Source organism: Nonomuraea sp. NPDC048882, from assembly GCF_040649755.1.
GTDB lineage: Bacteria > Actinomycetota > Actinomycetes > Streptosporangiales > Streptosporangiaceae > Nonomuraea > Nonomuraea maheshkhaliensis.
Genome location: NZ_JBEZGB010000002.1, coordinates 502,008 through 522,448, shown reverse-complemented (window position 1 = coordinate 522,448; position 20,441 = coordinate 502,008). Strand labels below are relative to the sequence as shown.

Below are 20,441 nucleotides of genomic sequence, written 5' to 3'. Positions count from 1 at the left end.
CAGCACTACTGTCTGCCCTCCCACCAGCGGATACGGTCACAAGGTGCTCAACAGGACCGCCCTCGAAGCCCTGACGCGGCGCCCCCTCCCGTTCCTGGCCTCCGCCTGGCCGTGGCGTGGCGCGGCGTACCTGGTGGCCGGAGTCGTTCCAGGGACGGCCGCCGGGCTCGTCGCCGCGGCGGCCTACGGCGGCACGCTGATCACCCCGGCCCTGGGCGTCGTGACGGGCCTGGCCGCCCTGGTCGCGTCGGTCCCGATCGTCGCCCCCTTCGAACGCGCCCGGCTGCGCCTGGTGGACGCCGTCCCGCTGCCGGTGACCCAGGACAGGCGCGGGCGCGAGGCCGGGCTGGTCGTCATGACGCTGCTCGCGCTGTGGTGGATCGACCTGGTCATGCTGGTGGTCACGGTCGGCGGCCCGCTGGTCGTGGCGCTCACCTGGTTCGTCCAGCCGGAGGCGACGCGGGTCGCCGGGGTCCTGGCCTTCGTCGCGGGTGTCCTGCTGCTGCCCGTGGCCGCGTACACGATCACCGCCTGGGCCGGGGCGAGAGGGGCCATGGTGCGTGCGGTGCTGGCGCCGCAGGGCTCCGAGCTGAACGAGGTGCTGCGGTCGCGGGCGCGGCTGGTGGACGCGTACGAGACGGAACGCCGCAGGATCGAGCGGGACCTGCACGACGGCGCGCAGCAACGGCTGGTCGCCCTGACCATGACGCTCGGGATGGCCGGGCTGGACCTGCCCGGGGACTCCGAGGCGGCCCGGCTGGTCGGGGCGGCCCAGGCGGAGGCCAAGCAGGTGCTGGCCGAGCTGCGCGAGCTGATCAGGGGCGTGCACTCCCGGGTGCTCACCGACCGAGGGCTGGCGGCGGCGGTGCACGACGTGGCGGGGCGCTCGCCGGTGCCCGTGGACGTGGACGTGTCCCTGCCGGGCCGGCTGCCCGCGCCGGTCGAGGTGACCGCGTACTACGTCGTCAGCGAGGCCCTGACGAACCTGGCCAGGCACGGCCGGGCCACCAGAGGGCACGTCACCGGCCGAATCGAGGCGGGCACGCTGGTCGTCGAGGTACGCGACGACGGCGTCGGCGGCGCCGATCAGGCGAAGGGGACGGGGCTGACCGGGCTGGCCGACCGGCTGGCGGTGGTGGGCGGAAGACTGTCCCTGTCCAGCCCGCCCGGCGGCCCGACCCTGGTCCGCGCGGAGATCCCCTGCCCATGAGCGCGCGAACCCGTGCCGGGCAGAGTTTTCCTGTCCGTGAGCGCGAACCTGTACCAGACGGACTGTCAATGAGCGCGAACCCGCAGACCGCGAAGGGAAGGAAGAGCACGTGCGCGTGGTGATCGCCGAGGACGCCGTCCTGCTCCGCGAGGGCCTGGCCGGGCTGCTCGAACGCTTCGGCCACACCGTCGCCGCCGCCGTCGGCGACGCCCCCGCCCTGATCGAGGCCGTCGCCGCACACCGCCCCGACGTGGTGGTGACCGACGTGCGGATGCCGCCCGGCTTCGCCGACGAGGGGCTGCGGGCCGCGCTGGAGCTGCGCCGACGGGATCCGGCGCTGGCGGTGCTGGTGCTCAGCCAGTACGTCGAGCAGACGTACGCCAGCGAACTGCTCGAAACAGGAGCGGGTATCGGTTACCTGCTGAAAGACCGCATCGGCGACGTACGCGAGTTCGTCGAGGCCCTCGACCGGGTGGCCGCGGGCGGCACGGTGGTGGACCCCGAGGTGGTGCGCCAGCTCCTGCGGCGGCGGCGCGATCCGCTGGCCCGGCTGACCCCGCGCGAGCACGAGGTGCTGGGCCTGATCGCCGAGGGCCGGTCCAACGCCTCGATCGCCAAGGAGCTCTACGTCACCGAGGCCGCCGTGGCCAAGCACATCGCCGGCATCTTCGCCAAGCTCGACCTCCCGCCCGCCGCCGACGGGCACCGGCGGGTGCTGGCCGTGCTGGCGTACCTGCGCGGCTGACGCGGGTAGGTCCCCAAGGCATATGCCATTCACCGCGGCTAAAAGTAGGGTTCCTTGGCATGAACGAGCAATGGCATGAGGTCGGCGACCGGGTATACGTCCGGCGTCATCGGTCGTTCGACCTGAACACGGGGCTGATCGTGGGCGACGGGCACTGCCTGGTGCTCGACACGCGCAGTTCCCACCAGGAGGCGGCGGATCTGGTCGAGGCGGTCAGGCGGATCACCGCCGCCCCGTGGACGGTCGTCAACAGCCACTCCCACTTCGACCACTACTTCGGCAACGCGCTCTTCCGTCCCGCCGAGATCTGGGGCCACGCCAGGTGCGCCGAGGAGATCGAGCGGTTCGGCGAGGAGAGCCGGGCCGGCGTGATCAAGCATCACCCCGAGCGGCGCGAGGAGATGGAGGAGGTCACGATCGTTCCGCCCGACCACACGTTCACGGCCGCGGCCAGCCTCGACATCGGCGGGCGCATCGTGCATCTGCGGCACTTCGGGCTCGGGCACAGCAGCAACGACATCGTGGCGCAGGTGCCGGACGCGGGCGTGGTGTTCGCCGGGGACCTGGTGGAGGAGGGGGCGCCGCCGGCGTTCAGCGACTCGTACCCGCTGGACTGGCCCGCGACGACGGCCGCGATGCTGGCGGAGATGCCCGAGCCGGTGATCGTGCCGGGGCACGGCGCGGTGGTGGACCGGGCGTTCGCGCAGGAGCAGCACGACGAGCTGGTGCAGGTGGCCGAGCTGGCCAAGCGGGCCCATGTGGAGGGGTTGCGGGACCTGATCAAGCTCTTCCCCTATCCCGAGGACGTCACCAGGCAGGTCATCGAGCGCGCCTTCATGCAACTGGATGCCTGAGACGGTCCGCCACACTCAATAGTGCAACTTGCAATATAGGAAGTAGCGCTATAGCGTCATGCCCTGACGACCTGGCGTGGTCTCATCGACCGCGCCGCGGCAGAAGGAGCCATGACATGTCCGCCGAGATCATCCGACTGACCGAGCGCATGACCGAGACCTGGAACGCCGGGGACGCCGCGGGCTACGCCGGCCTGTTCACCGAGGACGCCGACTACATCACCTACTTCGGGCTGCACCTGGAGGGCCGCGAGGCCATCGAGGAGGTGCACAGGAAGCTGTTCGAGACCCCGATCAAGCTCGCGGGCGGCGACCGGGAGCCGCGGATCAGGCAGCTCACCGACGACGTCGCCGTGCTCGTCATCGGCGGCACCTCCACCCTGAACGGCGAGCCCGACCCCAGCCGAGCCTCCGTCATCACGCTGACCGCCCTGCGCACCCCAGAGGGCTGGCGCTTCGCCTCCTTCCAGAACACGCGGATGAGCCGGCCATGAGGAAGAAGCTCATCACCGAGGTCTCCGGCGTGGTCGCGGCCGACGGGCTCGTCCGCATCGGTGATCGGCTGGGATGTTCCGCCCGGCTCGCCTAGGCTGCCCGGCATGAGGTGGGGATCGCTGGAACCAGGGGACGCCGGAAGGCTGGCCGAGCTCTACGCCGCGGTGGAGGCCGAGGACAGGACCGGTGAGTTGCACGGCGTGGACGAGGCCGCCGAGCGACTCGCCCACCCCCTGATCGACCTGGCCGAGGGCACGATCGCGGCCAGGGACGGCGACCGCATCGTGGCGTTCGGCTACCTGCCGGTCCGGCAGTCCGCCGAGGGCGGAAAGCACTATCTGCGCTTCTCCGGCGGGGTGCACCCCGCCTACCGCAGGCAGGGGTTCGGCCGCCGGATCGTGGACTGGGCCGTCCGTACGGCGCCGGGGCTGAGCGCCAGGGCGTTCCCCGGCGCGGAGGCGGAGCTCCATCTCCTCGCCCACCACGACAACCACGGCCTGCGGGCGCTGGCCGAGCGGACCGGGTTCGCCGTCGCCCGCACCTTCGCCGACATGGAACGCCGCCTGCCGGGCGAGCTGCCCCCGCTCAGGACCCCGGAAGGCGTGCGCATCGCCACCTGGACGCCCGAGCTGGACGACGGGGCCCGCCGCGTGCGCGACGAGTCGTTCCGCGACCACTGGGGCTACGTGGCGCACACGCCGGAGAGCTGGAGGAGCCAGATCACCGGCTCCGTGAACTTCCGGCCGGAGTCGTCGTTCCTGGCGCTGGCCGGTGACCGGGCCGTGGGCGTGCTGATCACGCACGTCTTCGAGACCCAGAACGCCCGTCGCGAGGAGCGCCAGGCGTGGATCCAGATCGTCGGCACGCTCAAGGAGTGGCGCGGCAAGGGCGTGGCGGGCGCGCTGATGGCGCACGCCCTGGCCGTCCTCTCCCGTCAGGGCTATCACAGCGCCGGGCTGGGCGTCGACGTCGACAACCCCACGGGGGCCGTCGGCGTCTACGCGCGCGCCGGGTTCGCGATCGCCAGGCGGCACATCACCTACGCGCTACCCGTCGTACAGGGGGAAGCGCGCGACGAAGCCGGAGCCGGCGTACACGAGTGAGCCCTCGTGCAGGAGCGCGATGTCCCGCGCGATCGGCAGCCCGAGCCCCGCGCCGCCCGCGTCCCTGGCCCGCGCCTCGTCCAGCCGGGTGAAGCGGTCGAACACCGCCTCCCGGTGCTCCGGCGGGATCCCCGGGCCGTCGTCGCACACCTCCAGCACCGCCTGGCCCGCCTCGGCGGCCACGCGCACCCGTACGGTCGAGGCCGCGTGCCGTACGGCGTTGTCGGCCAGGTTCGTCACCAGACGGTCGAGATGCGCGCTCGATCCCCGCATCACCACGTCGGGCTCGACGTCCAGCTCGACCCGCACCTCCGGCCGCCGCCTGGCCCGCAGCGACGCCTCCGCCGCCACCTGGCCCAGGTCCAGCTCGGCGGCCCGCAGCGGCTCGCCCGCGTCCAGCTTGGCCAGCATGAGCAGGTCGGCGGCCAGCGACTGCAGGCGTTCGACGTCGGCCAGGGCCTCCACGGTCAGCTCGCTCGACTCGGCCAGCTCCAGCCGGGCCCGCAGGGTCGCGATGGGGCTGCGCAGCTCGTGCGCGGCGTCGGCGACGAAGCGCTTGTGCCGCTCCACGGCCGTCTCCAGCCGGTCGAGGGTGCCGTTCACGGTGGTCGCCAGCGCCGCGATCTCGTCCTTCGAGCTCGGTACGGGCACCCGCTGGTGCAGATCGCGGGCCGTGATGTCGGCCACCTTGGCCCTGATCGCGGCCACGGGGCCGAGCGCGCGGCCCACCGAGAGCCAGGTCATGCCGGCCACCACCAGCAGCAGCGCGGGCACGCCGGGCAGCAGCGCACCGTACAGCGTGTTCAGCGCCTCCTCCGCGCTCTCCAGCGAGGCCCGGCCGATCACCACGGCGGGGCCTGCGGCGGTGGCCACCTGGGCCCTGGCGACGGCGTACTGGCCGGGCTTCGCCCAGCCCTCCGCCGCGTCGGCCCGCCTGGTCAGCAGGACGTCGGGGTCGGCGATCCGCGCCACCGTGCCGTCCTTCGGATTCGCCTGGTAGACCCTGATCGGAGCGGTCATCCCCGCCTCCGTGGGTTGTGTTCTGACGGGTGGGCTCAGGGGCTCCGCGGTCCGCTCCTCGGTTCGCCCAGGGGCCGGCTCGTCGGTCCGCCCGGAGGTCGGCTCCTTGGTCCGCGCGCCGGCCCGCCCGTCTGTCGGTTCGGTGGTCCGCTCGAAGATCCCGCTGGGCGGCGCCTCCGCGGAGTAGAGCTCGATCGTCTCCGCGTACGGCAGCACCGCCGAGACCTTCCTGGCCGCCGCGGCGTCGGCGCTGTTCTCCAGCGTGCCCCGCAGCGCCGTGATCAGTACCAGGGCCGCCACTCCCAGGGCGAGCGCCACGACCAGCGTGGCCGCGACGGTCGCCCGCACCCGCACCGACGAGAACCCGCCTGCGGGTCCGCTCGCCAGCCCGCCCGATGACTGCTCCCGTCGCATCCAGGCGGGCCAGGTGACCAGCCGGAGCGGTGCGCGCCAGGTGAACCGCCGAGCCGCGCTCACGCCGCCTCCAGCCGGTAGCCGGCCCCGCGGACCGTCATGAGAGTCGCCCTGCCGAAGGGCACGTCGATCTTCCGCCGCAGAGCGCTGATGTAGACCTCGACGATGTTCGGGTCGCCGTCGTAGGAGAAGTCCCACGCCTGGGAGAGCAGTTCGCTCTTGGAGACCACCTCGCCGGGCCGGCGCGCGAGCGCGTGCAGCACCGCGAACTCCTTCGGCGTCAGCCCGATCTGCACCTCGCCTCTGCGGCAGCGCAGCCCGGCCGGATCGATCACGAGGTCGCCGACGCTGATCGACACGGGCCGCTCGCGCCCGCCCCGCCGGACCAGCGCGCGCAGCCTGGCCAGCAGCACCACGTACGAGAACGGCTTGGCCAGGTAGTCGTCGGCTCCGTTGTCGAGCGCCTCGGCCTCGTCGTAGATGCCGTCCTTGGCCGTGAGCATCATGATCGGCGTCCAGTCGCCCGCCTCGCGCAGCTTGGAGCAGACGGCGTAGCCGTTCATCCTGGGCAGCATCACGTCCAGGACGATCACGTCGTAGGTGTTCTCGGTGGCCATCCACAGCCCGTCGCGCCCGTCGTGGGCCACGTCGACCGCGAAGCCCTCGCCCGCCAGCCCGCCCTTGACCAGGTCGGCCAGCCGCTCCTCGTCCTCCACCAGTAACACTCGCACATCGTCCAGGGTGCCTCACGGGACCTAAAGCCAAGCTGAAGATCATTTGAGCCCTCTTCAGGATCACTTCAGGTACGGCAGGTCAATCTCGGAGACGTTCGATCGATTCCCAGTGAGGAGCCCCCATGTTCAAGAGACGTCTCGCGGTGCTCGGTGCGGTCGCCGTGCTCGCCATCACCGGTGTGGCCGGATCCGCGATGGCCGACCAGACCCCCGCGCCCACGGCCGGCTCGAAGGTGGTCTGCACGACGAGCGACGGCAAGACCATCGAGCTCACGCCGGCGCTGCCGGCCAAGGACGTCCTGACCGTACCCGACGGCAAGGCGGTGCCCGCCGGAGCCGAGGGGGTGGCCCTGCGGGTGGTGGAGCCGGGCGACGGGGCCGAGGGCGAGCCGCAGATGGTCATCAAGGCCAGGAAGCTCGCGCCGGGTGAGGTCCCGGAGAAGGGCGCCATGCTCCCGGTCGAGGCGGAGGCGGGCCACGCCGTGGCGGCCGAGCCGGCCGAGCCGAGCCACACCGAGGCGGGTCAGCCGCCGAAGGACGGTGTGGCCAAGACCGTCTCGATCCACTGCAAGAAGGCCGAATAACGGCTCAGTCCGTGAACGACGGGTGCGGCCCCAGGGCCCAGTACTCGTAGAGTCCATGGCCGACCAGGCCGTCGTACTCGAAGCGCCCGACGGCGTCGACCAGGCCCCACATCCTGGCCGCGTCGTCGGGCAGCCGATGCGTCACGCCCTGCACGACGGGCTCGGGCCCCTGGTACATCCCGTGGCGCCACTCCTGCTCAAGCCCGTAGCCGGTGCCGACCATGAGGTGGACGGGGAGCAGCGGCGTGCAGCGCACGTCGAACGGCTTGCCGCCGGGCGGCGCGAACGTGATCGTGGCCTCGACGACGTCGCGGGTGCCGGGGGCGTAGACCGGACGGTACTCCGGCCTGCCGAGGTATTCCTCCTCGCGTCCGTCGGACCAGACGCGTACGGCCTCCTCCAGCAGCCGGCGGCCCCGCTCGTCCTCCTGGATGATGCAGAGGATGGCGTGGTCGTCGAAGCGCATCGGCGTGTAGAGCCAGTAGAACGTGCCGGAGTTCTTGGCCTGGATGCCGGGCGGCTCGGGTTCGCCGACGGGCCTGATGCCCCAGCTCCGGTCCCTGGTGCCCATCCAGCGGTCGGAGGTGACCGGTATCTCCTCGTCCGCCCCGATCCTGATGTGTCCTGACCAGCGGCCGGTCTGCGCCATGCGTACGGAGTCGAAGACGATCCGCTCCTGCCAGCGCAGGAAGTGCCGGGGCTCCAGCACGGCCGGGATCGTCCCCTCCCAGGTGAGGTCGAAGGACAGGCCGTGCTCGTTCGGCTCCAGGACCACCCTGAGCCGCTTGAGCCCTTCGATCACCTCGACACGGAAGGGGCCGACGCTCGTGTCCATCCGGTCGGCGCCCAGCTCGCGCGAGGCCCGGACGACGCGGTGCAGGTCGCGGGTGCGCAGGCAGGCGAAGGCGTCGGTGACGCCCAGGTTGGGGTACTGGCCGAGGCCGACGATCAGCATCAGCTCGTCGGAGGCGGCGTGGCAGTTGAAGTAGTAGCGGTCGTAGAAGTTGCGGTCGCCGGTGGTCACGTGCCGCATGACCTGGGCCGCCTGATGCACCGGGAAGTCGTCGAGGGGTGACAGCGCCATAGCGGGGTTGTAGCAAGCGCTTGGTCGTACGTCAACGCTCCCGTACGCGACGGAAGCGCCCCGCGAACGACGGAAGCGCGCCCCCGTTCGCATTCGGGGGCGCGCTTCCAGCGAGATCAGGACATCTTGCGAGACGTCTCGTCCGCCTTGTTCGACACGTCGGTCGCCATCCGGTCCGTGGACTCGGAAGTCTGCTCCGCCTTCTCATTGACCCATCGTGAGGCATCGGAGGCGGAGTCCTTCATGTGCTCGGTCCACTGCTGTGCGTTGCGGCGGTAGAACATGTAGCCGATCGCCCCCACCGCGAGACCGGTGAGCAACATCAGCATCGGCCAGCGCCGCGACCGCGACGGCGTGGGGTCGATCTTCCTGGCCGCGGTGGTCAGCATCTCGCTGACCCTGGGCGCGACCTGGTCCTCGAATCCGTGCGCCGCGGACTCCAGCCGCGGCGCCGCCCAGTATCGGGCGTCTTCGATGCGCTGGGCGGCGACCACCTTGGCCTGGTCCGCCATGGGCTGCATCCGGTGGCCGGTTCGCACGGCCTGAGCCTTCATTCGGCCCATCCACGTGGCGGGAACCTCTATGACCACGCGGCGTCTCTTCATTGTCAGGGACACGACAACCTCCCCTGTCTATCGGGGCCCCGAGCCTGACCTTCCCTGGACAAGGCGGCTCAATCATGGCCGTCCATGGGAGGATGGCTCAGAAGGCCAGACGGCCATAAATGTCAAAACACCACAAAACCAACCCTGTACATAGAGGGGGGCAGCTGTCTCGTGGCTGAGAAGCTGATCGCAAATCTGAAGACCAACCGCGGCAATATCAAGGTAGAACTCTTCCCCACCAAGGCCCCGAAAACGGTGCGAAACTTCGTGGAACTGGCCGAAGGCCAGCGCGAGTGGACCCACCCGGGCACCGGTGAGAAGAGCACCGGCCGCTACTACGACGGCACGATCTTCCACCGGGTCATCCCCGGTTTCATGATCCAGGGCGGAGACCCGCTCGGCCAGGGCATCGGCGGCCCCGGCTACGAGTTCGACGACGAGATCCACCCGGATCTCTACTTCAACCGCCCTTACCTGCTGGCCATGGCCAACGCAGGAGTCCGTGGCGGCAAGGGCACCAACGGCTCGCAGTTCTTCATCACGGTCGTGCCGACGCCGCATCTCAACGGCAAGCACTCGATCTTCGGTGAGGTCATCGAGGGTCAGGACGTGGTCGACGCCATCGCCAAGACCCGCACCGACCACCGCGACCGCCCGGCCGAGGACGTCGTCGTCGAGTCGGTCACCATCGAGCAGGTTCCTGCCTGACCTGTCCCGATCGCGGACCCCCGGCTCGCCTGAGCCGGGGGAGTCCGCGCTGCCCTTCAGGGCCCGCGCAGCACGCTTCGGCAAGCCTTAGGCTTCGGTCATGACCAGCCAGCCGCCCAGCCCGCCCCCGCAGCCCGAGCAGCCCGAGCAGGCGGTGCCCACGTGCTACCGACACCCCGACAAGGAGACGTGGGTACGCTGCCAGCGATGTGAGCGTCCGATCTGTCCCGACTGCATGCGCGACGCCGCGGTCGGCTTCCAGTGCCCCGAGTGCGTGGCCGAGGGCAACAAGGGTCTGCGCCAGGCCAGGTCCACCTTCGGCGGCAACGTCGTGCGCACGCCGATCGTCACGTACGCCATCCTCGCGCTGAACGTCCTGGTCTTCGGCGCCCAATACCTGACCGGCGACCAGGTCACGGCCGAGCTGGCCATGTGGCCCGCCGGCGTGGCCGTCTACGACCAGTACTACCGGCTGATCACCGCGGCCTTCGTGCACGGCGGCGTCTTCCACATCCTGTTCAACTGCTGGGCCCTCTACGTCGTCGGCCCCTACCTGGAGCGCGCCTTCGGCCACGTCCGCTACACGGCGCTTTACCTGGTCAGCGCGCTCGGCGGCTCGGTGCTCGGCCTCTGGCTCGACCCGCTCACCCAGCCGACGGTCGGCGCGTCCGGCGCCATCTTCGGCCTCTTCGCCGCCGTCTTCGTGGTGGGCCGCAAGCTCAACCTCGACGTGCGCGGCATCGCCGTGCTCATCGTGATCAACCTGGCCATCACGTTCCTGGTCGCCGGCATCAGCTGGACCGGCCACATCGGCGGCCTGATCACCGGAGCGCTGCTGTCGGGAGCACTGGCCTACGCCCCCAAGAACAACAGGACCCTCTGGCAGGTGCTGGCGATCGCGGGAGCGCTGGCCGTGCTGGCCGTGCTCGTGGTGGTCAGGACCTCGGCCATCCTGGGCGCGGTCTGACTTCCCCAGCCTGTGGAAAAGACTGTGGAAAGAACTAACGCCAGCGGGTGGAAAGCACCACTCCGAAGATGATGAAAACGAACCCGATCAGCAGGTTCCAGTTCTGGAGGTCGCTGAAGAAGGGCGCCTGCGGTGCGACGTAATAGATCGAGATCCACAGGATGCCGACGATCCATGCGACGACCATCGTGGGCGCCAGCCAGCGCGGGCTGACCTTGACCTGCTGTGATCTCTGCGGCGGGGTGTAGACCGCCTTCTTGCGAGCCTTGGACTTGGGCACTGGATAACTCCTGCTGAGGGCCTGGGCTTCCGGATCGTCCACAGGCTCTTCGATAAGCGTAGTTGAAGCGTGCCCCAGGATAGTCGCCACGCGCATGACATGGCGATCCCCCTGGGCCTCTTCGCCGCCGAATACGCTGACCGGATGCGGGCCATGCTGCGGGCCGTGGGGGAGATGTGCATCACCGCGGGCCTGATCCTCATGCTGTTCTGCGCCTACCTGCTCTGGGGCACCGGCGCCTACACCGAGAGCCAGCAGCTGCTGCTCCAGCGCCAGCTCGCGGAGAAGAAGGCCGGGCAGCCCAGGCCCGAGCGGCCGGTCGAGCCGGGCCAGGCCGTCGCGCTGCTGCGCATCCCCAAGCTGGGCCGCGACTATCGCTACGCCGTGGTCGAGGGCGTCGGCGCCGACCAGCTCAGGAAGGGCCCTGGTCACTACCCCGACACCGCCATGCCGGGCCAGGTCGGCAACTTCGTGCTGTCGGGCCACCGCACCACGTACGCGGCGCCGTTCAACGAGATCGACGAGCTCGAACGCGACGACGAGATCATCGTGGAGACCCGTGACGCCCGCCACACCTACCGTGTGACCTCCCAGGACATCGTGCGGCCCGACGAGGTCGACGTGCTGGCCCCCGTGCCCGGCAAGCCCGACATCCGGCCCATCCGCGCCTTCATCACGCTGTCCACCTGCCACCCCGAATACTCGGCCGCCGAGCGGCTCATCGTCTACGGCGTCCTCAAGGACAGCGAACCACGCGAGGAGTGACATGTACGCCTGGCTCTGGCGCAAGCTTCCCGGCCGCCCGCGCACCCGGGTACTGACGGCCCTCGTCCTGGCCGGTGTGGCGGTGGCCGTACTCTGGTATGTCGTGTTCCCGCTCCTGGAGCCCGTGGTGACGCTGGACGAGGTGACCGTAGAGAAATGAGCCGCGTGCTGGTCGTGGACAACCACGACAGCTTCGTGCACACCATCGTGCAATACCTGCGCGAGCTGGGCGCCGACTGCGACGTGCGCCCGCGCGACGACGTACGCGTCCACGACGCCGACGGCTTCGACGGCGTGCTGATCAGCCCCGGCCCCGGCCCCCCCGAGGCGGCCGGCGTGAGCGTCCCCCTGGTCCACCACGCGGCCGGCAGGCGCCTGCCGCTGCTCGGCGTCTGCCTCGGCCACCAGGCCATCGCCATCGCGTACGGCGCCACCGTGACCCGCGCCCCCGAGCTCTTCCACGGCCGGACCAGCGCCATCGCCCACGACGGGCAGGGCGTGTTCGAGACGCTGCCCTCACCCGTGCGGATGACCCGCTACCACTCGCTGGCCGTGCTGCCCGACACGGTGCCCGCGGCGCTCGACGTGACCGCGCGCACGGAGGACGGCGTCATCATGGGCCTGCGGCACCGTGAGGCCCCGATAGAGGGCATCCAGTTCCACCCCGAGTCCGTGCTGTCGGAGCACGGTCACCGCCTGCTCCGGAATTGGCTGTGCGGAATCGTGTAACGAACCTCTCGCCCGGAGCGAGGTACATGTGAGCGTCCCCGCCGTTGCCCCCGAGCGGCGGGGGCGCTTTTTTTCATGCCTCTGCCTTCATGCCAGGCACAGCCGAAGGGCCGCCCTCCCCCCGCCGGGGAAGAGCGGCCCTTGGCGCGTACGCGGGACCTCAGCCGTTCAGGCCGCCGCCGAGGCCGTCGTCGCCGGTGTCACCGTCGCTGGGCGGCTCGTCCTGGTCCGGGAAACCGTCGCTCGGCTGCTCGTCCGTCGGGACCTCGTCCGTCGGGACCTCGTCGGTGGGCGGCGGCGCGCTCTCCTCGGGACCGGTGGACACCACGATCGTGACCGTCGTGTTCGCCGGATACTTGGCGCCCTCACCCGGGTTCTGCTGCACGACCGTGCCCTCCGGCACGTCGTTGCTGGGCTGCGGGTTGACCTTGACCTTGAAGCCCGAGGACTTGAGCTGCGCGGTGGCGTCGGCCTGGGTGAGGCCGATCACGCTGGGCACCTCGCCGAGCTCCTTCGGGATGAAGAGCGTGACCGTGCCGTTGAGCTCGACCGAGGCTCCGGCCTTCGGGTCGGTGGCGATGACCGTGTTCTGTGGCCTGGTCGAGTTTCTCGTCTTGATGACGGCGCGCAGCTTGGCCTCGGTGAGGATCGCCTCGGCGTCCTCCTTGGACTTGCCGATGAGACCGTCGGGGACCTTCACCTTCTCCGTGCCCTTGGACACGATGAGCTTGACGCCCGACTCCTTCTCGACCTTGGTGCCCTCGGCGGGCTCCGTGGCGATGACGGCGCCCTTCTCGACCTCCGAGCTGAACTTCTGCTCCAGCGTGACGGTCAGCCCGAGTTTTTCCAGCTCGCCCTTGGCGTAGGAGCCCTCCTGGGAGGCGAGCGACGGAATCGTGACCATCGTGTCGGACGGCGAGTCCTTGCCGGCGAACACCACGTAGCCGACCGTGATGAAGCCACCGATGATGAGCAGCGGAATGATGATCCACAACGCGGTCTTGAGCACGGTGTTGCCGCCGCCGTTGTTGGCCCGGCGCCGGCCGCCGCGGCCGCCCTCGTCGTACTGGTAGTCGGGGATCGCGCCCGTGCGCTGCGTGGCCGGGCCGCCGGCCGTCTGGGTCGCGGTCATCATCCGCGTGCCCTGGTAGTTGCTCATCGCCATCGTCTGGGCGTCGACCGGCATGCCGGACATCGCCCGCTGGATGTCGGCCCGCATCTCGCCGGCGTTCTGGTAGCGGTGCGCCGGGTCCTTGGCCATGGCCTTGAGCACGATCGCGTCGGCCCACGCCGGGATCTCGGGGTCGATCTGCGACGGCGGGATGGGCTCCTCGCGCACGTGCTGGTAGGCGATGGCCACGGGGGAGTCGCCGGTGAACGGCGGCTGGCCGGTGAGCAGCTCGTACAGCAGGCAGCCGGTGGAGTAGATGTCGCTGCGCGCGTCGACCCGCTCGCCGCGAGCCTGCTCGGGCGACAGGTATTGGGCGGTGCCGATCACCTGGGCCGTCTGCGTCATCGTGGCCGCCGAGTCGGCCATCGCGCGGGCGATGCCGAAGTCCATCACCTTGACGTCGCCAGCGCGCGTGATCATGACGTTGGCCGGCTTGATGTCGCGGTGCACGATGCCGCCGCGGTGGCTGTAGTCGAGGGCGCGCAGGATGCCGTCGACCAGCTCGACCGCGCGCTCGGGCAGCAACCGCCGATCCTGGCGCAGCAGGTCGCGCAGCGTCCGGCCGTCGACGTACTCCATCACGATGTACGGCACGGGGTTGCCGTCGGTGGAGTCTTCGCCGGTGTCGTAGACCGCGACGACGGCCGGGTGGTTGAGTGAGGCCGCCGACTGCGCCTCACGGCGGAAGCGGGCCTGGAAGGTGTGGTCGCGCGCCAGGTCGGAGCGGAGGGTCTTGATCGCGACTATGCGGTCCAGCCGGATGTCTCGGGCGCGATACACCTCGGCCATGCCGCCGCGCCCGACGACACCGTCGAGCTCGTAGCGACCTCCGAGTAGCCGAGGCTGAGTCATTTCCTGCACTGTCCCTTACCGTTCATCTTGGGTACCGGCCGGCTCGGGGGGCCGCCGGTGTCCATCATCGACCCCGTAGCGCATCACGTCTCCTCTTTGGGCGGGTTTGTTTCACCCGGGTCCGGCGAGGCGGTGGGTGTCGGACTTGTCGGTGTATCTGTGGGCGTTGGGGTCGGGGTGGGCTTAGGGGTAGGGGTGGTCCGGGTCGGTTTCGGCGTCGGCTTCTTGGTACTAGGAGCCGTCTTGCTTACCGTAGCCGAAGGTGAGGCTATAGGCCTCTGCGTCTTCGTCGGAACCACCGTGGGCCGGCGTGTGCGCGGCTTCGCCTTCGACGGTTTCACCCGCTGGGGCGAGGGCGCCTTCGTCGTCACGCGTGCCGTCACCGACGGCTCGGCCACCTCGGGCGGCGCCGGTGGTTGCCGGTTGGCGAAGGAGATCGCCGTCAGCCCCACCGCCGCGGCGCAGCCCGCCGCGGCGACCAGTGCCAGCGTCCTGGCGCCCCTCCTGCGGCCGCCAGGACGCTCCTGCATCGTCGCGGCCGGTTCGAGGTTGTCGGTCGCCCGCTCGTCCTCAGGGGCCGGCTCGCGTACGCGGAAGCCCCCCGGGTCGGTGAGCATGCTGAGCTCGGCGCCGTGTGCCACGCTGGCCAGCGACTCGCGCAGCACGTAGGCGCGGTCGGCCAGCTCCAGAGCGGTCGCGGGACGCTGCGCGGGATCCTTGGCCAGCAGCGACATGACCAGCTCGCGCACCGGCGCCGGCACGTCGACCCCGAGCGGCGGCGGCTGCTCGTTGAGGTGCTGCAGCGCGATCGCCACCTGGCTGTCGGCCCGGAACGGCGTGCGCCCCGCCAGGCACTCGTAGGCCACCACGCCCAGCGAGTAGAGGTCGGTCGACGGCGTGAGCGCGAAGCCCTGCGCCTGCTCGGGGCTGACGTACTGGGCCGTGCCGAGCACGGTGCCCGTCTGCGTCACCGGCGCCGCCTCCAGGGCGCGCGCGATGCCGAAGTCGGTCACCTTGATCGTGCCCTCGGGCGTGACCAGCAGGTTGCCGGGCTTGATGTCGCGGTGGATGATCCCGGCCGAGTGCGCCGCGTGCAGCGCCTTGGCCGTCTGGTGCACGACGTCGAGGGTCACCTCGGGCCCGATGGCGCCGTTGCGCGCCAGGATGGCCGACAGCGGCTCCCCGTGCACCAGCTCCATCACGAGGTAGGCCAGGTCGTCCTGCTCGCCGTAGTCGAAGATCTGCGCCACGCCCGGGTCGGCCAGCGCCGCGGTGATGCGCGCCTCGTTGCGGAAGCGCTCGCGGAAGGTGAGGTCGGCGTAGATGTGGCTGCGCAGGATCTTCACCGCCACCTCGCGGCCCAGCAGCTCGTCGCGGGCACGCCAGACCTCTCCCATACCGCCGGTGGCGATGCGGGAGATCAGCAGATAGCGGTTACGGAGCCGCATGATGCAGCAGGTTACCGTCACTCACTTGTTCAGCACCGCCTCCAGCACAGCCTTTGCGATCGGCGCGGCGGTGTGACCGCCGGTCGCCTCCGCGCCGACCGAGGCGGCCCCGGACTCGACGATGACGGCCAGAGCCACCTTCGGGTCCTCCGCGGGCGCGAAGGAGATGAACCAGGCGTGCGGAGGCTTTCCGTCACTGGTCTCCGCGGTGCCCGTCTTGCCCGCTACTTGGACGCCCGGCACCTGCGCCAGGTTGGCCGTGCCGTTGGAGACGACGCTCACCATCATGTCGCGCAGCTTGCCCGCCGTCTCGGAGCTGACGGCGGTGGTCAGCTCCTTGGGGTCGGCCGCGTCGAGCTCGTCGCCCTTGGAGTCGGTGATCTTGTTGACGAGGTACGGCTTCATCACGGTGCCGTCGTTGGCGATGCCCGCGGCGATCATGGCCATCTGCAGCGGCGTCATCCGGTTGCTGCGCTGCCCGATGGAGGCCATGGCCACGGCCGCCTGGTCTTCCTTCGGCCCGAAGTCGCTCTTGGCCACCGGCATCGGCACGGCGACCGGCTCGCCCATGCCGAACTTCTCGGTCTGCTCCTTCATCTTGTCGTAGCCCAGCTCCATGCCGATCGAGCCGAACGGCGTGTTGCAGGACTTCTCCAGCGCGTAGACCAGGGTGACCTGGCCGCTGCCGCAGGCCGCACCGCCGTAGTTGGGCAGGCTGATGTTCGTGTTGGGCAGCGGCAGCCGCTGCGGGGCTTCCACGGTGGTGTCCGGGCCGCGCGAGGAGTCGTCCTCCAGGTACGCCGCCGTCGTCACCACCTTGAACGTCGAGCCCGGCGCGTACGTCTGGGCGATGGTCCGGTTGAGCAGCGGCTGGCTCTTGTCCTTGGCCAGCTCGTCGTAGCGGGAGAACACCTTGCCCTTGTCCGTGCCCGACAGCTCGGTGGGGTCGTAGGTGGGCAGGGAGACCATCGCCAGGATGCCGCCGGTCTTCGGGTCGAGCGCGACCAGCGCGCCGCGCTTGCCGCTCTGCCGCAGCGCGTCGTAGGCCGCCTTCTGCGCCTTCGGATTGATCGTCAGGTCGACGTTGGCGCCCCTGGTGGGCTCGCCCGTGAACAGGTCGATGCTCCGCCGCAGCAGCAGGTCGGCGCTGGAGCCGTCGAGCAGCTTGTTCTCGGTCGACTCGATCGCGTCGGCGCTCTCGGGGGAGAAGAAGCCGGTCACGTGGGCGTAGAGCTTCGCGTCAGGATATTTCCTGACGAAGCGGAACTCCTTGTTGCCGGTGTCGACCGACTGGGCGATCACCTTGCCGCCGGCCGTGATGCGGCCCCGCTCGATCGCGTACCGCTCGAAGAAGTTGCGCCGGTTACGGGCGTCGCTCTGCAGGTTCTCCGCACGTACGGCCTGGATGATGTTCACGTTGACCATCAGGAGCGCGAACATGGCCAGACAGGCCACGGCCGCGCGCTTCAATGTCCGGTTCATCGCTGGAACACCTGCGTCAGTCCTTCGTTCTGGATCGCCTGGGGCGGGGGCCTGCGCGCCGCGTCTGACATGCGTACCAGGAGCGCGATAAGGATCCAGTTAGCCAGCAGCGCCGAGCCGCCCTGCGACATGAACGGCGTCACCAGGCCGGTCAGGGGGATCAGGTTCGTCACGCCGCCGACGATGATGAAGACCTGCCAGGCCAGGATGAACGACAGGCCGCCCGCCAGCAGCTTGGAGAACGGGTCGCGGGCCGCCAGCGAGGTGCGCAGGCCCCGCTGCACCAGCAGCGCGTAGAGCATGAGCAGCGCCATCAGGCCGGTCAGGCCCAGCTCCTCGCCGGTCGCGGCGAAGATGAAGTCGGAGAAGCTCAGCGGGATCAGGTAGGGGTGTCCCTGGCCGAGCCCCGTGCCGAGGATGCCGCCGGCGCCGAAGCCGTAGAGCCCCTGCATGATCTGGAAGCTCTTGCCGCACATCGAGTCGCCGGGCGGGCTGGTCTGGCAGATGTCGGCGTTGCCGTAGTAGACGTCGTTCGTCGGGTCGAGCCAGGAGTCGAAGCGGGCCCCCACGTGGTCGAAGACCTGCCCGGCGAGGAACGCGCCGCCGACGAACAGCAGGACGCCGATCAGCACCCACGAGGTGCGCTGCGTGGCGATGTAGAGCATCGCGATGAACGTGCCGAACAGCAGCAGCGAGGTGCCCAGGTCCTTCTCGAACACCAGGACCAGCAGGCTCAGCACCCACGTGGCGAGCACCGGGCCGAGGTCTCTGGCCCGCGGCAGGTCGATGAAGAGCAGCCGCCGCCCGGCCAGCGCCAGCACGTCGCGCTTGGCCACCAGGTAACCGGCGAAGAAGACCACCAGCGCCAGCTTGGCGAACTCGCCCGGCTGGATGGAGAAGCCGCCGATCCTGATCCAGATCTTCGCGCCCTGCACCTCGCTCAGGCTGGCCGGCAGCAGCGCGGGAATCGCCAGCAGCACCAGTCCGACCGCGCCCGCGGTGTACGTCAGGCGCTGCAGCATGCGATGGTCACGCAGCACGACCAGCGTGATCGAGAACATGACGACGCCGAGCGCGGTCCACATGATCTGGCTGTTGGTGGAGGCGCCGCCCATCTTGGCCGCCTCCAGCCGGTAGATCATCACCAGGCCGAGCCCGTTGATCAGCGTCACCAGCGGCAGGATCAGCGGATCGGCCCACGGGGCGAACTTGGCCAGGACGAGATAGGCGGCCAGCATCAGGGCGCCGAGCCCGAGCCCGTAGGCGAGCATGCCGGCGGGGATCTGGCCGTCGACGGCCAGGCCCACGTTGGCGTAGGCGCCCATGATGACCACGACCGCCAGGGCGAGCATGACCAACTGGGCCACGCGCCGCTTGGCGGGCATCGCTACGGGGGTGGCGGCGACTTCGCTCATCTATCGCTGTTTCGTCTTGGTGGCGGAGGCGGTGGGAGTCGGGCTCTCACTCGCCTCGGGTGGGGGTTCCTCGTTGTCCTTCTGCTCTTCGGTGAACTTCAAACCGTTGATCTTCGTGATGCCTTCGGCCTCGGTGGTGACGGGGATGCCACCCTTGATCAGTGCCTGATCCGCCTCTGACAGCTGGGAGATCTTCCTGCCAGTGGCCTTGGTGACGTGAAAGAGCGGGAAGGGGCCCAGCTCCTTCTGTATCCCCTGGAACACGACCACCTCGTCGCCCCTAGCGCCGACGAAGAACTGGTCCTGAGTCCACTGATATCCAAAGTAACCGCCGACGCCCACCGCGACGACGCCCACACCGAGCACGGTGACCAGCACGGGCCAAACCCGACGACGTTTGCGGGTGCGCCGGGGCGCCGCCTCGGCGACCGGCTCCTCGAACGCGTCATCGGTGAGCACCGGCTGGGGTGCGGTCACCGCGCCGGCTCGCCCCGGCGAGGTTTCCTGCGGACTTCCGTGCAGCCTGGTCATGCCCGCGGCGCCGACCACAGCGGCCTCCACGGGCACCTGCTGCCCGTCGGTGATCTCCAGCACGTCGGCCAGAACGCAGGTGATGTTGTCAGGCCCGCCACCCCGGTTCGCCAGATCGATGAGCTGGCGGACGACCTCTTCAGGATCGTCGATGTTGGTGAGCGTGGCGTGCATCGTCTCCGCGCTCACCACCCCGGAAAGGCCGTCGGAGCACAGCAGGTAACGATCGCCTATCTGCGCCTCGCGCAGCGTGAGGTCCGGATCGACCTCGCCACTGCCGTCGAGAGCGCGCAGCAGGATCGAGCGCTGCGGATGGGTGGCCGCCTCTTCCGGCGTGATGCGCCCGTCGTCCACGAGCTGCTGCACCAGCGTGTGGTCATGGGTGATCTGGTACAGCTCACCACGTCTCAGCAGATAGGCGCGCGAGTCGCCCACGTGGACCAGAGCGACCTGGGTGCCGTGCCAGAGCATGGCCGTGAGAGTCGTGCCCATGCCTTTGAGGCTGGGATCCCGCCCCACCATCTCGTGCAGCTTGCGATTGGCGTCGCGTACCGCGGCCTCGATGGCGTTGAGCAGGTCACCCCCCTGTTGGGCCTCGTCAAGAGAGGCCATGGCGGCGATGGCGACTGAGCTCGCCACCTCGCCGTGTGCGTGCCCGCCCATGCCGTCGGCGACGGCGAGCAGGCGGCCGCTAGCGTACGCCGAGTCCTCGTTTCCTTCGCGGAGGAGGCCGACGTCCGAGCGGGCGGCGTAGCGGAGTGCGATGGTCATTTGCGCAATTCAATGACTGTCTTGCCGACGCGGATCGGAACACCGAGCGGCACCGGGGTCGGGCGGGTGACTTTCGAGCGGTCGAGATACGTGCCGTTGGTGGACCCAAGATCTTCCACGATCCATTGACCGTCCTGAGGGAAGAGCCGGGCATGCCGGCTGGAAGCGTAGTCGTCGGTGACTACCAGCGTGGCGTCATTCGCCCGGCCAATGGTGATGGGCGTCTCCGTGAGAGTGATGGTGGTGCCTTGGAGGGGGCCACCGGTGACGATGAGCTGGCGTGGCTCGCCCTTCTTGCTCTTGGGCTTCGCCACGGGTTTGGCGGGTTTCGCGGCTTTGAGTGCGCCTGCGGTGGCCGTGCGTGAACCGAACAAGTCAGTCCGGATCACGCCGACTGCGGCAATGACGAAGAACCACAGCACCGCCAGGAATGCGAGCCGGATCAGCAGCAGCGTGAGCTCGGACATGGACCGT

General features: G+C 69.8%; 22 protein-coding genes. 11 read left to right on the top strand and 11 right to left on the bottom strand.

The window, feature by feature from the left end:
- Positions 1–43: 43 nt before the first annotated feature.
- From AB0C27_RS07655 to AB0C27_RS07635, 5 genes are all read left to right on the top strand, one after another.
- A complete protein-coding gene (locus tag AB0C27_RS07655; protein WP_357839356.1) occupies positions 44–1,210 on the top strand; it encodes a histidine kinase in 1,167 nt (388 codons plus the stop codon).
- A gap of 109 nt (positions 1,211–1,319) precedes the next feature.
- The gene (locus tag AB0C27_RS07650) at positions 1,320–1,955 is read left to right on the top strand and encodes a response regulator transcription factor (RefSeq protein ID WP_357839353.1); all 636 of its coding nucleotides are present in this window, start codon (positions 1,320–1,322) and stop codon (positions 1,953–1,955) included.
- 59 nt (positions 1,956–2,014) lie between these two features.
- On the top strand, positions 2,015–2,809 hold the full coding sequence (locus AB0C27_RS07645; protein ID WP_357839350.1) for an MBL fold metallo-hydrolase: 795 nt from the start codon (positions 2,015–2,017) through the stop codon (positions 2,807–2,809).
- A 116-nt stretch (positions 2,810–2,925) separates the two neighbouring features.
- Positions 2,926–3,303: an SgcJ/EcaC family oxidoreductase gene (locus tag AB0C27_RS07640; RefSeq protein ID WP_357839347.1), complete on the top strand. Its 378-nt coding sequence runs from the start codon at positions 2,926–2,928 to the stop codon at positions 3,301–3,303.
- Positions 3,304–3,408: 105 nt separating this feature from the next.
- On the top strand, positions 3,409–4,407 hold the full coding sequence (locus tag AB0C27_RS07635) for a GNAT family N-acetyltransferase (RefSeq protein WP_357839344.1): 999 nt from the start codon (positions 3,409–3,411) through the stop codon (positions 4,405–4,407).
- On the opposite strand, the gene AB0C27_RS07630 is transcribed toward AB0C27_RS07635, so the two are convergent.
- Entirely contained in the window at positions 4,351–5,904 is a 1,554-nt protein-coding gene (locus tag AB0C27_RS07630) for an ATP-binding protein (protein ID WP_357839341.1), read from the bottom strand. The genes AB0C27_RS07635 and AB0C27_RS07630 overlap by 57 nt on opposite strands.
- Complete coding sequence (locus tag AB0C27_RS07625) at positions 5,901–6,572, bottom strand: response regulator transcription factor (RefSeq protein ID WP_346102107.1); 672 nt, start codon at positions 6,570–6,572, stop codon at positions 5,901–5,903. The genes AB0C27_RS07630 and AB0C27_RS07625 overlap by 4 nt, the downstream gene beginning before the upstream one ends.
- Before the next feature lie 125 nt (positions 6,573–6,697).
- Here AB0C27_RS07625 and AB0C27_RS07620 point away from each other — a divergent pair, with 125 nt between their 5' ends.
- Positions 6,698–7,159, top strand: a complete 462-nt coding sequence (locus tag AB0C27_RS07620; protein WP_357839338.1) for a hypothetical protein — start codon at positions 6,698–6,700, stop codon at positions 7,157–7,159.
- Between the two features lie 4 nt (positions 7,160–7,163).
- Here AB0C27_RS07620 and AB0C27_RS07615 read toward each other — a convergent pair whose 3' ends face one another.
- The gene (locus AB0C27_RS07615; protein ID WP_357839335.1) at positions 7,164–8,243 is read right to left on the bottom strand and encodes a hypothetical protein; all 1,080 of its coding nucleotides are present in this window, start codon (positions 8,241–8,243) and stop codon (positions 7,164–7,166) included.
- 116 nt (positions 8,244–8,359) lie between these two features.
- Positions 8,360–8,782, bottom strand: coding sequence for a YtxH domain-containing protein (locus AB0C27_RS07610; RefSeq protein ID WP_357839330.1), 423 nt, complete (start codon positions 8,780–8,782; stop codon positions 8,360–8,362).
- Between the two features lie 249 nt (positions 8,783–9,031).
- Here AB0C27_RS07610 and AB0C27_RS07605 point away from each other — a divergent pair, with 249 nt between their 5' ends.
- Together AB0C27_RS07605 and AB0C27_RS07600 are read left to right on the top strand one after the other, a co-directional pair.
- Positions 9,032–9,556 (top strand): peptidylprolyl isomerase, encoded by a 525-nt coding sequence (locus tag AB0C27_RS07605; protein ID WP_357840651.1) that lies wholly within the window; start codon positions 9,032–9,034, stop codon positions 9,554–9,556.
- Positions 9,557–9,656: 100 nt separating this feature from the next.
- Positions 9,657–10,523, top strand: coding sequence for a rhomboid family intramembrane serine protease (locus AB0C27_RS07600; RefSeq protein WP_357839327.1), 867 nt, complete (start codon positions 9,657–9,659; stop codon positions 10,521–10,523).
- A gap of 34 nt (positions 10,524–10,557) precedes the next feature.
- Here the strand turns inward: AB0C27_RS07600 and AB0C27_RS07595 are convergent, their stop codons facing one another.
- Positions 10,558–10,803, bottom strand: coding sequence for a cell division protein CrgA (locus AB0C27_RS07595; protein ID WP_106247376.1), 246 nt, complete (start codon positions 10,801–10,803; stop codon positions 10,558–10,560).
- A gap of 99 nt (positions 10,804–10,902) precedes the next feature.
- Between AB0C27_RS07595 and AB0C27_RS07590 the strand changes: the two genes are divergently transcribed.
- From AB0C27_RS07590 to AB0C27_RS07580, 3 genes are read left to right on the top strand one after another with little or no spacing between them, the layout of a single operon-like run.
- Positions 10,903–11,568, top strand: coding sequence for a class E sortase (locus tag AB0C27_RS07590; protein WP_357839324.1), 666 nt, complete (start codon positions 10,903–10,905; stop codon positions 11,566–11,568).
- Position 11,569: 1 nt separating this feature from the next.
- Positions 11,570–11,728: a hypothetical protein gene (locus AB0C27_RS07585; RefSeq protein ID WP_357839323.1), complete on the top strand. Its 159-nt coding sequence runs from the start codon at positions 11,570–11,572 to the stop codon at positions 11,726–11,728.
- Positions 11,725–12,297 (top strand): gamma-glutamyl-gamma-aminobutyrate hydrolase family protein, encoded by a 573-nt coding sequence (locus AB0C27_RS07580; protein WP_357839320.1) that lies wholly within the window; start codon positions 11,725–11,727, stop codon positions 12,295–12,297. The genes AB0C27_RS07585 and AB0C27_RS07580 overlap by 4 nt, the downstream gene beginning before the upstream one ends.
- 160 nt (positions 12,298–12,457) lie before the next feature.
- Here AB0C27_RS07580 and pknB read toward each other — a convergent pair whose 3' ends face one another.
- The 6 genes from pknB to AB0C27_RS07550 form a co-directional block, all read right to left on the bottom strand.
- Positions 12,458–14,320 carry a Stk1 family PASTA domain-containing Ser/Thr kinase gene (pknB, locus tag AB0C27_RS07575; protein ID WP_357839317.1) on the bottom strand — a complete coding sequence of 621 codons (1,863 nt, stop codon included), beginning with the start codon at positions 14,318–14,320 and terminating at the stop codon, positions 12,458–12,460.
- An 83-nt stretch (positions 14,321–14,403) separates the two neighbouring features.
- Positions 14,404–15,768 carry a serine/threonine-protein kinase gene (locus tag AB0C27_RS07570; protein WP_357839314.1) on the bottom strand — a complete coding sequence of 455 codons (1,365 nt, stop codon included), beginning with the start codon at positions 15,766–15,768 and terminating at the stop codon, positions 14,404–14,406.
- A gap of 21 nt (positions 15,769–15,789) precedes the next feature.
- Positions 15,790–17,250 carry a penicillin-binding protein 2 gene (locus AB0C27_RS07565; RefSeq protein WP_357839311.1) on the bottom strand — a complete coding sequence of 487 codons (1,461 nt, stop codon included), beginning with the start codon at positions 17,248–17,250 and terminating at the stop codon, positions 15,790–15,792.
- Positions 17,247–18,665, bottom strand: a complete 1,419-nt coding sequence (locus AB0C27_RS07560) for an FtsW/RodA/SpoVE family cell cycle protein (RefSeq protein ID WP_357839307.1) — start codon at positions 18,663–18,665, stop codon at positions 17,247–17,249. Before AB0C27_RS07560 ends, AB0C27_RS07565 begins: the two co-directional genes overlap by 4 nt.
- On the bottom strand, positions 18,666–19,967 hold the full coding sequence (locus AB0C27_RS07555) for a Stp1/IreP family PP2C-type Ser/Thr phosphatase (RefSeq protein ID WP_357839305.1): 1,302 nt from the start codon (positions 19,965–19,967) through the stop codon (positions 18,666–18,668).
- The gene (locus AB0C27_RS07550) at positions 19,964–20,434 is read right to left on the bottom strand and encodes an FHA domain-containing protein (RefSeq protein WP_346102131.1); all 471 of its coding nucleotides are present in this window, start codon (positions 20,432–20,434) and stop codon (positions 19,964–19,966) included. Before AB0C27_RS07550 ends, AB0C27_RS07555 begins: the two co-directional genes overlap by 4 nt.
- Positions 20,435–20,441 lie beyond the last annotated feature (7 nt).

Excerpts from the sequence above, each read along its gene's own strand:
- AB0C27_RS07640 (WP_357839347.1), top strand. The coding sequence starts at position 2,926 with ATGTCCGCCGAGATCATCCGACTGACCGAGCGCATGACCGAGACCTGG.
- AB0C27_RS07615 (WP_357839335.1), bottom strand. The coding sequence starts at position 8,243 with ATGGCGCTGTCACCCCTCGACGACTTCCCGGTGCATCAGGCGGCCCAG.
- AB0C27_RS07620 (WP_357839338.1), top strand. The coding sequence starts at position 6,698 with ATGTTCAAGAGACGTCTCGCGGTGCTCGGTGCGGTCGCCGTGCTCGCC.
- AB0C27_RS07555 (WP_357839305.1), bottom strand. The coding sequence starts at position 19,967 with ATGACCATCGCACTCCGCTACGCCGCCCGCTCGGACGTCGGCCTCCTC.
- AB0C27_RS07560 (WP_357839307.1), bottom strand. The coding sequence starts at position 18,665 with ATGAGCGAAGTCGCCGCCACCCCCGTAGCGATGCCCGCCAAGCGGCGC.
- AB0C27_RS07590 (WP_357839324.1), top strand. The coding sequence starts at position 10,903 with ATGGCGATCCCCCTGGGCCTCTTCGCCGCCGAATACGCTGACCGGATG.
- AB0C27_RS07585 (WP_357839323.1), top strand. The coding sequence starts at position 11,570 with ATGTACGCCTGGCTCTGGCGCAAGCTTCCCGGCCGCCCGCGCACCCGG.
- pknB (WP_357839317.1), bottom strand. The coding sequence starts at position 14,320 with ATGACTCAGCCTCGGCTACTCGGAGGTCGCTACGAGCTCGACGGTGTC.
- AB0C27_RS07645 (WP_357839350.1), top strand. The coding sequence starts at position 2,015 with ATGAACGAGCAATGGCATGAGGTCGGCGACCGGGTATACGTCCGGCGT.
- AB0C27_RS07550 (WP_346102131.1), bottom strand. The coding sequence starts at position 20,434 with ATGTCCGAGCTCACGCTGCTGCTGATCCGGCTCGCATTCCTGGCGGTG.
- AB0C27_RS07570 (WP_357839314.1), bottom strand. The coding sequence starts at position 15,768 with ATGCGGCTCCGTAACCGCTATCTGCTGATCTCCCGCATCGCCACCGGC.
- AB0C27_RS07635 (WP_357839344.1), top strand. The coding sequence starts at position 3,409 with ATGAGGTGGGGATCGCTGGAACCAGGGGACGCCGGAAGGCTGGCCGAG.
- AB0C27_RS07600 (WP_357839327.1), top strand. The coding sequence starts at position 9,657 with ATGACCAGCCAGCCGCCCAGCCCGCCCCCGCAGCCCGAGCAGCCCGAG.
- AB0C27_RS07580 (WP_357839320.1), top strand. The coding sequence starts at position 11,725 with ATGAGCCGCGTGCTGGTCGTGGACAACCACGACAGCTTCGTGCACACC.
- AB0C27_RS07565 (WP_357839311.1), bottom strand. The coding sequence starts at position 17,250 with ATGAACCGGACATTGAAGCGCGCGGCCGTGGCCTGTCTGGCCATGTTC.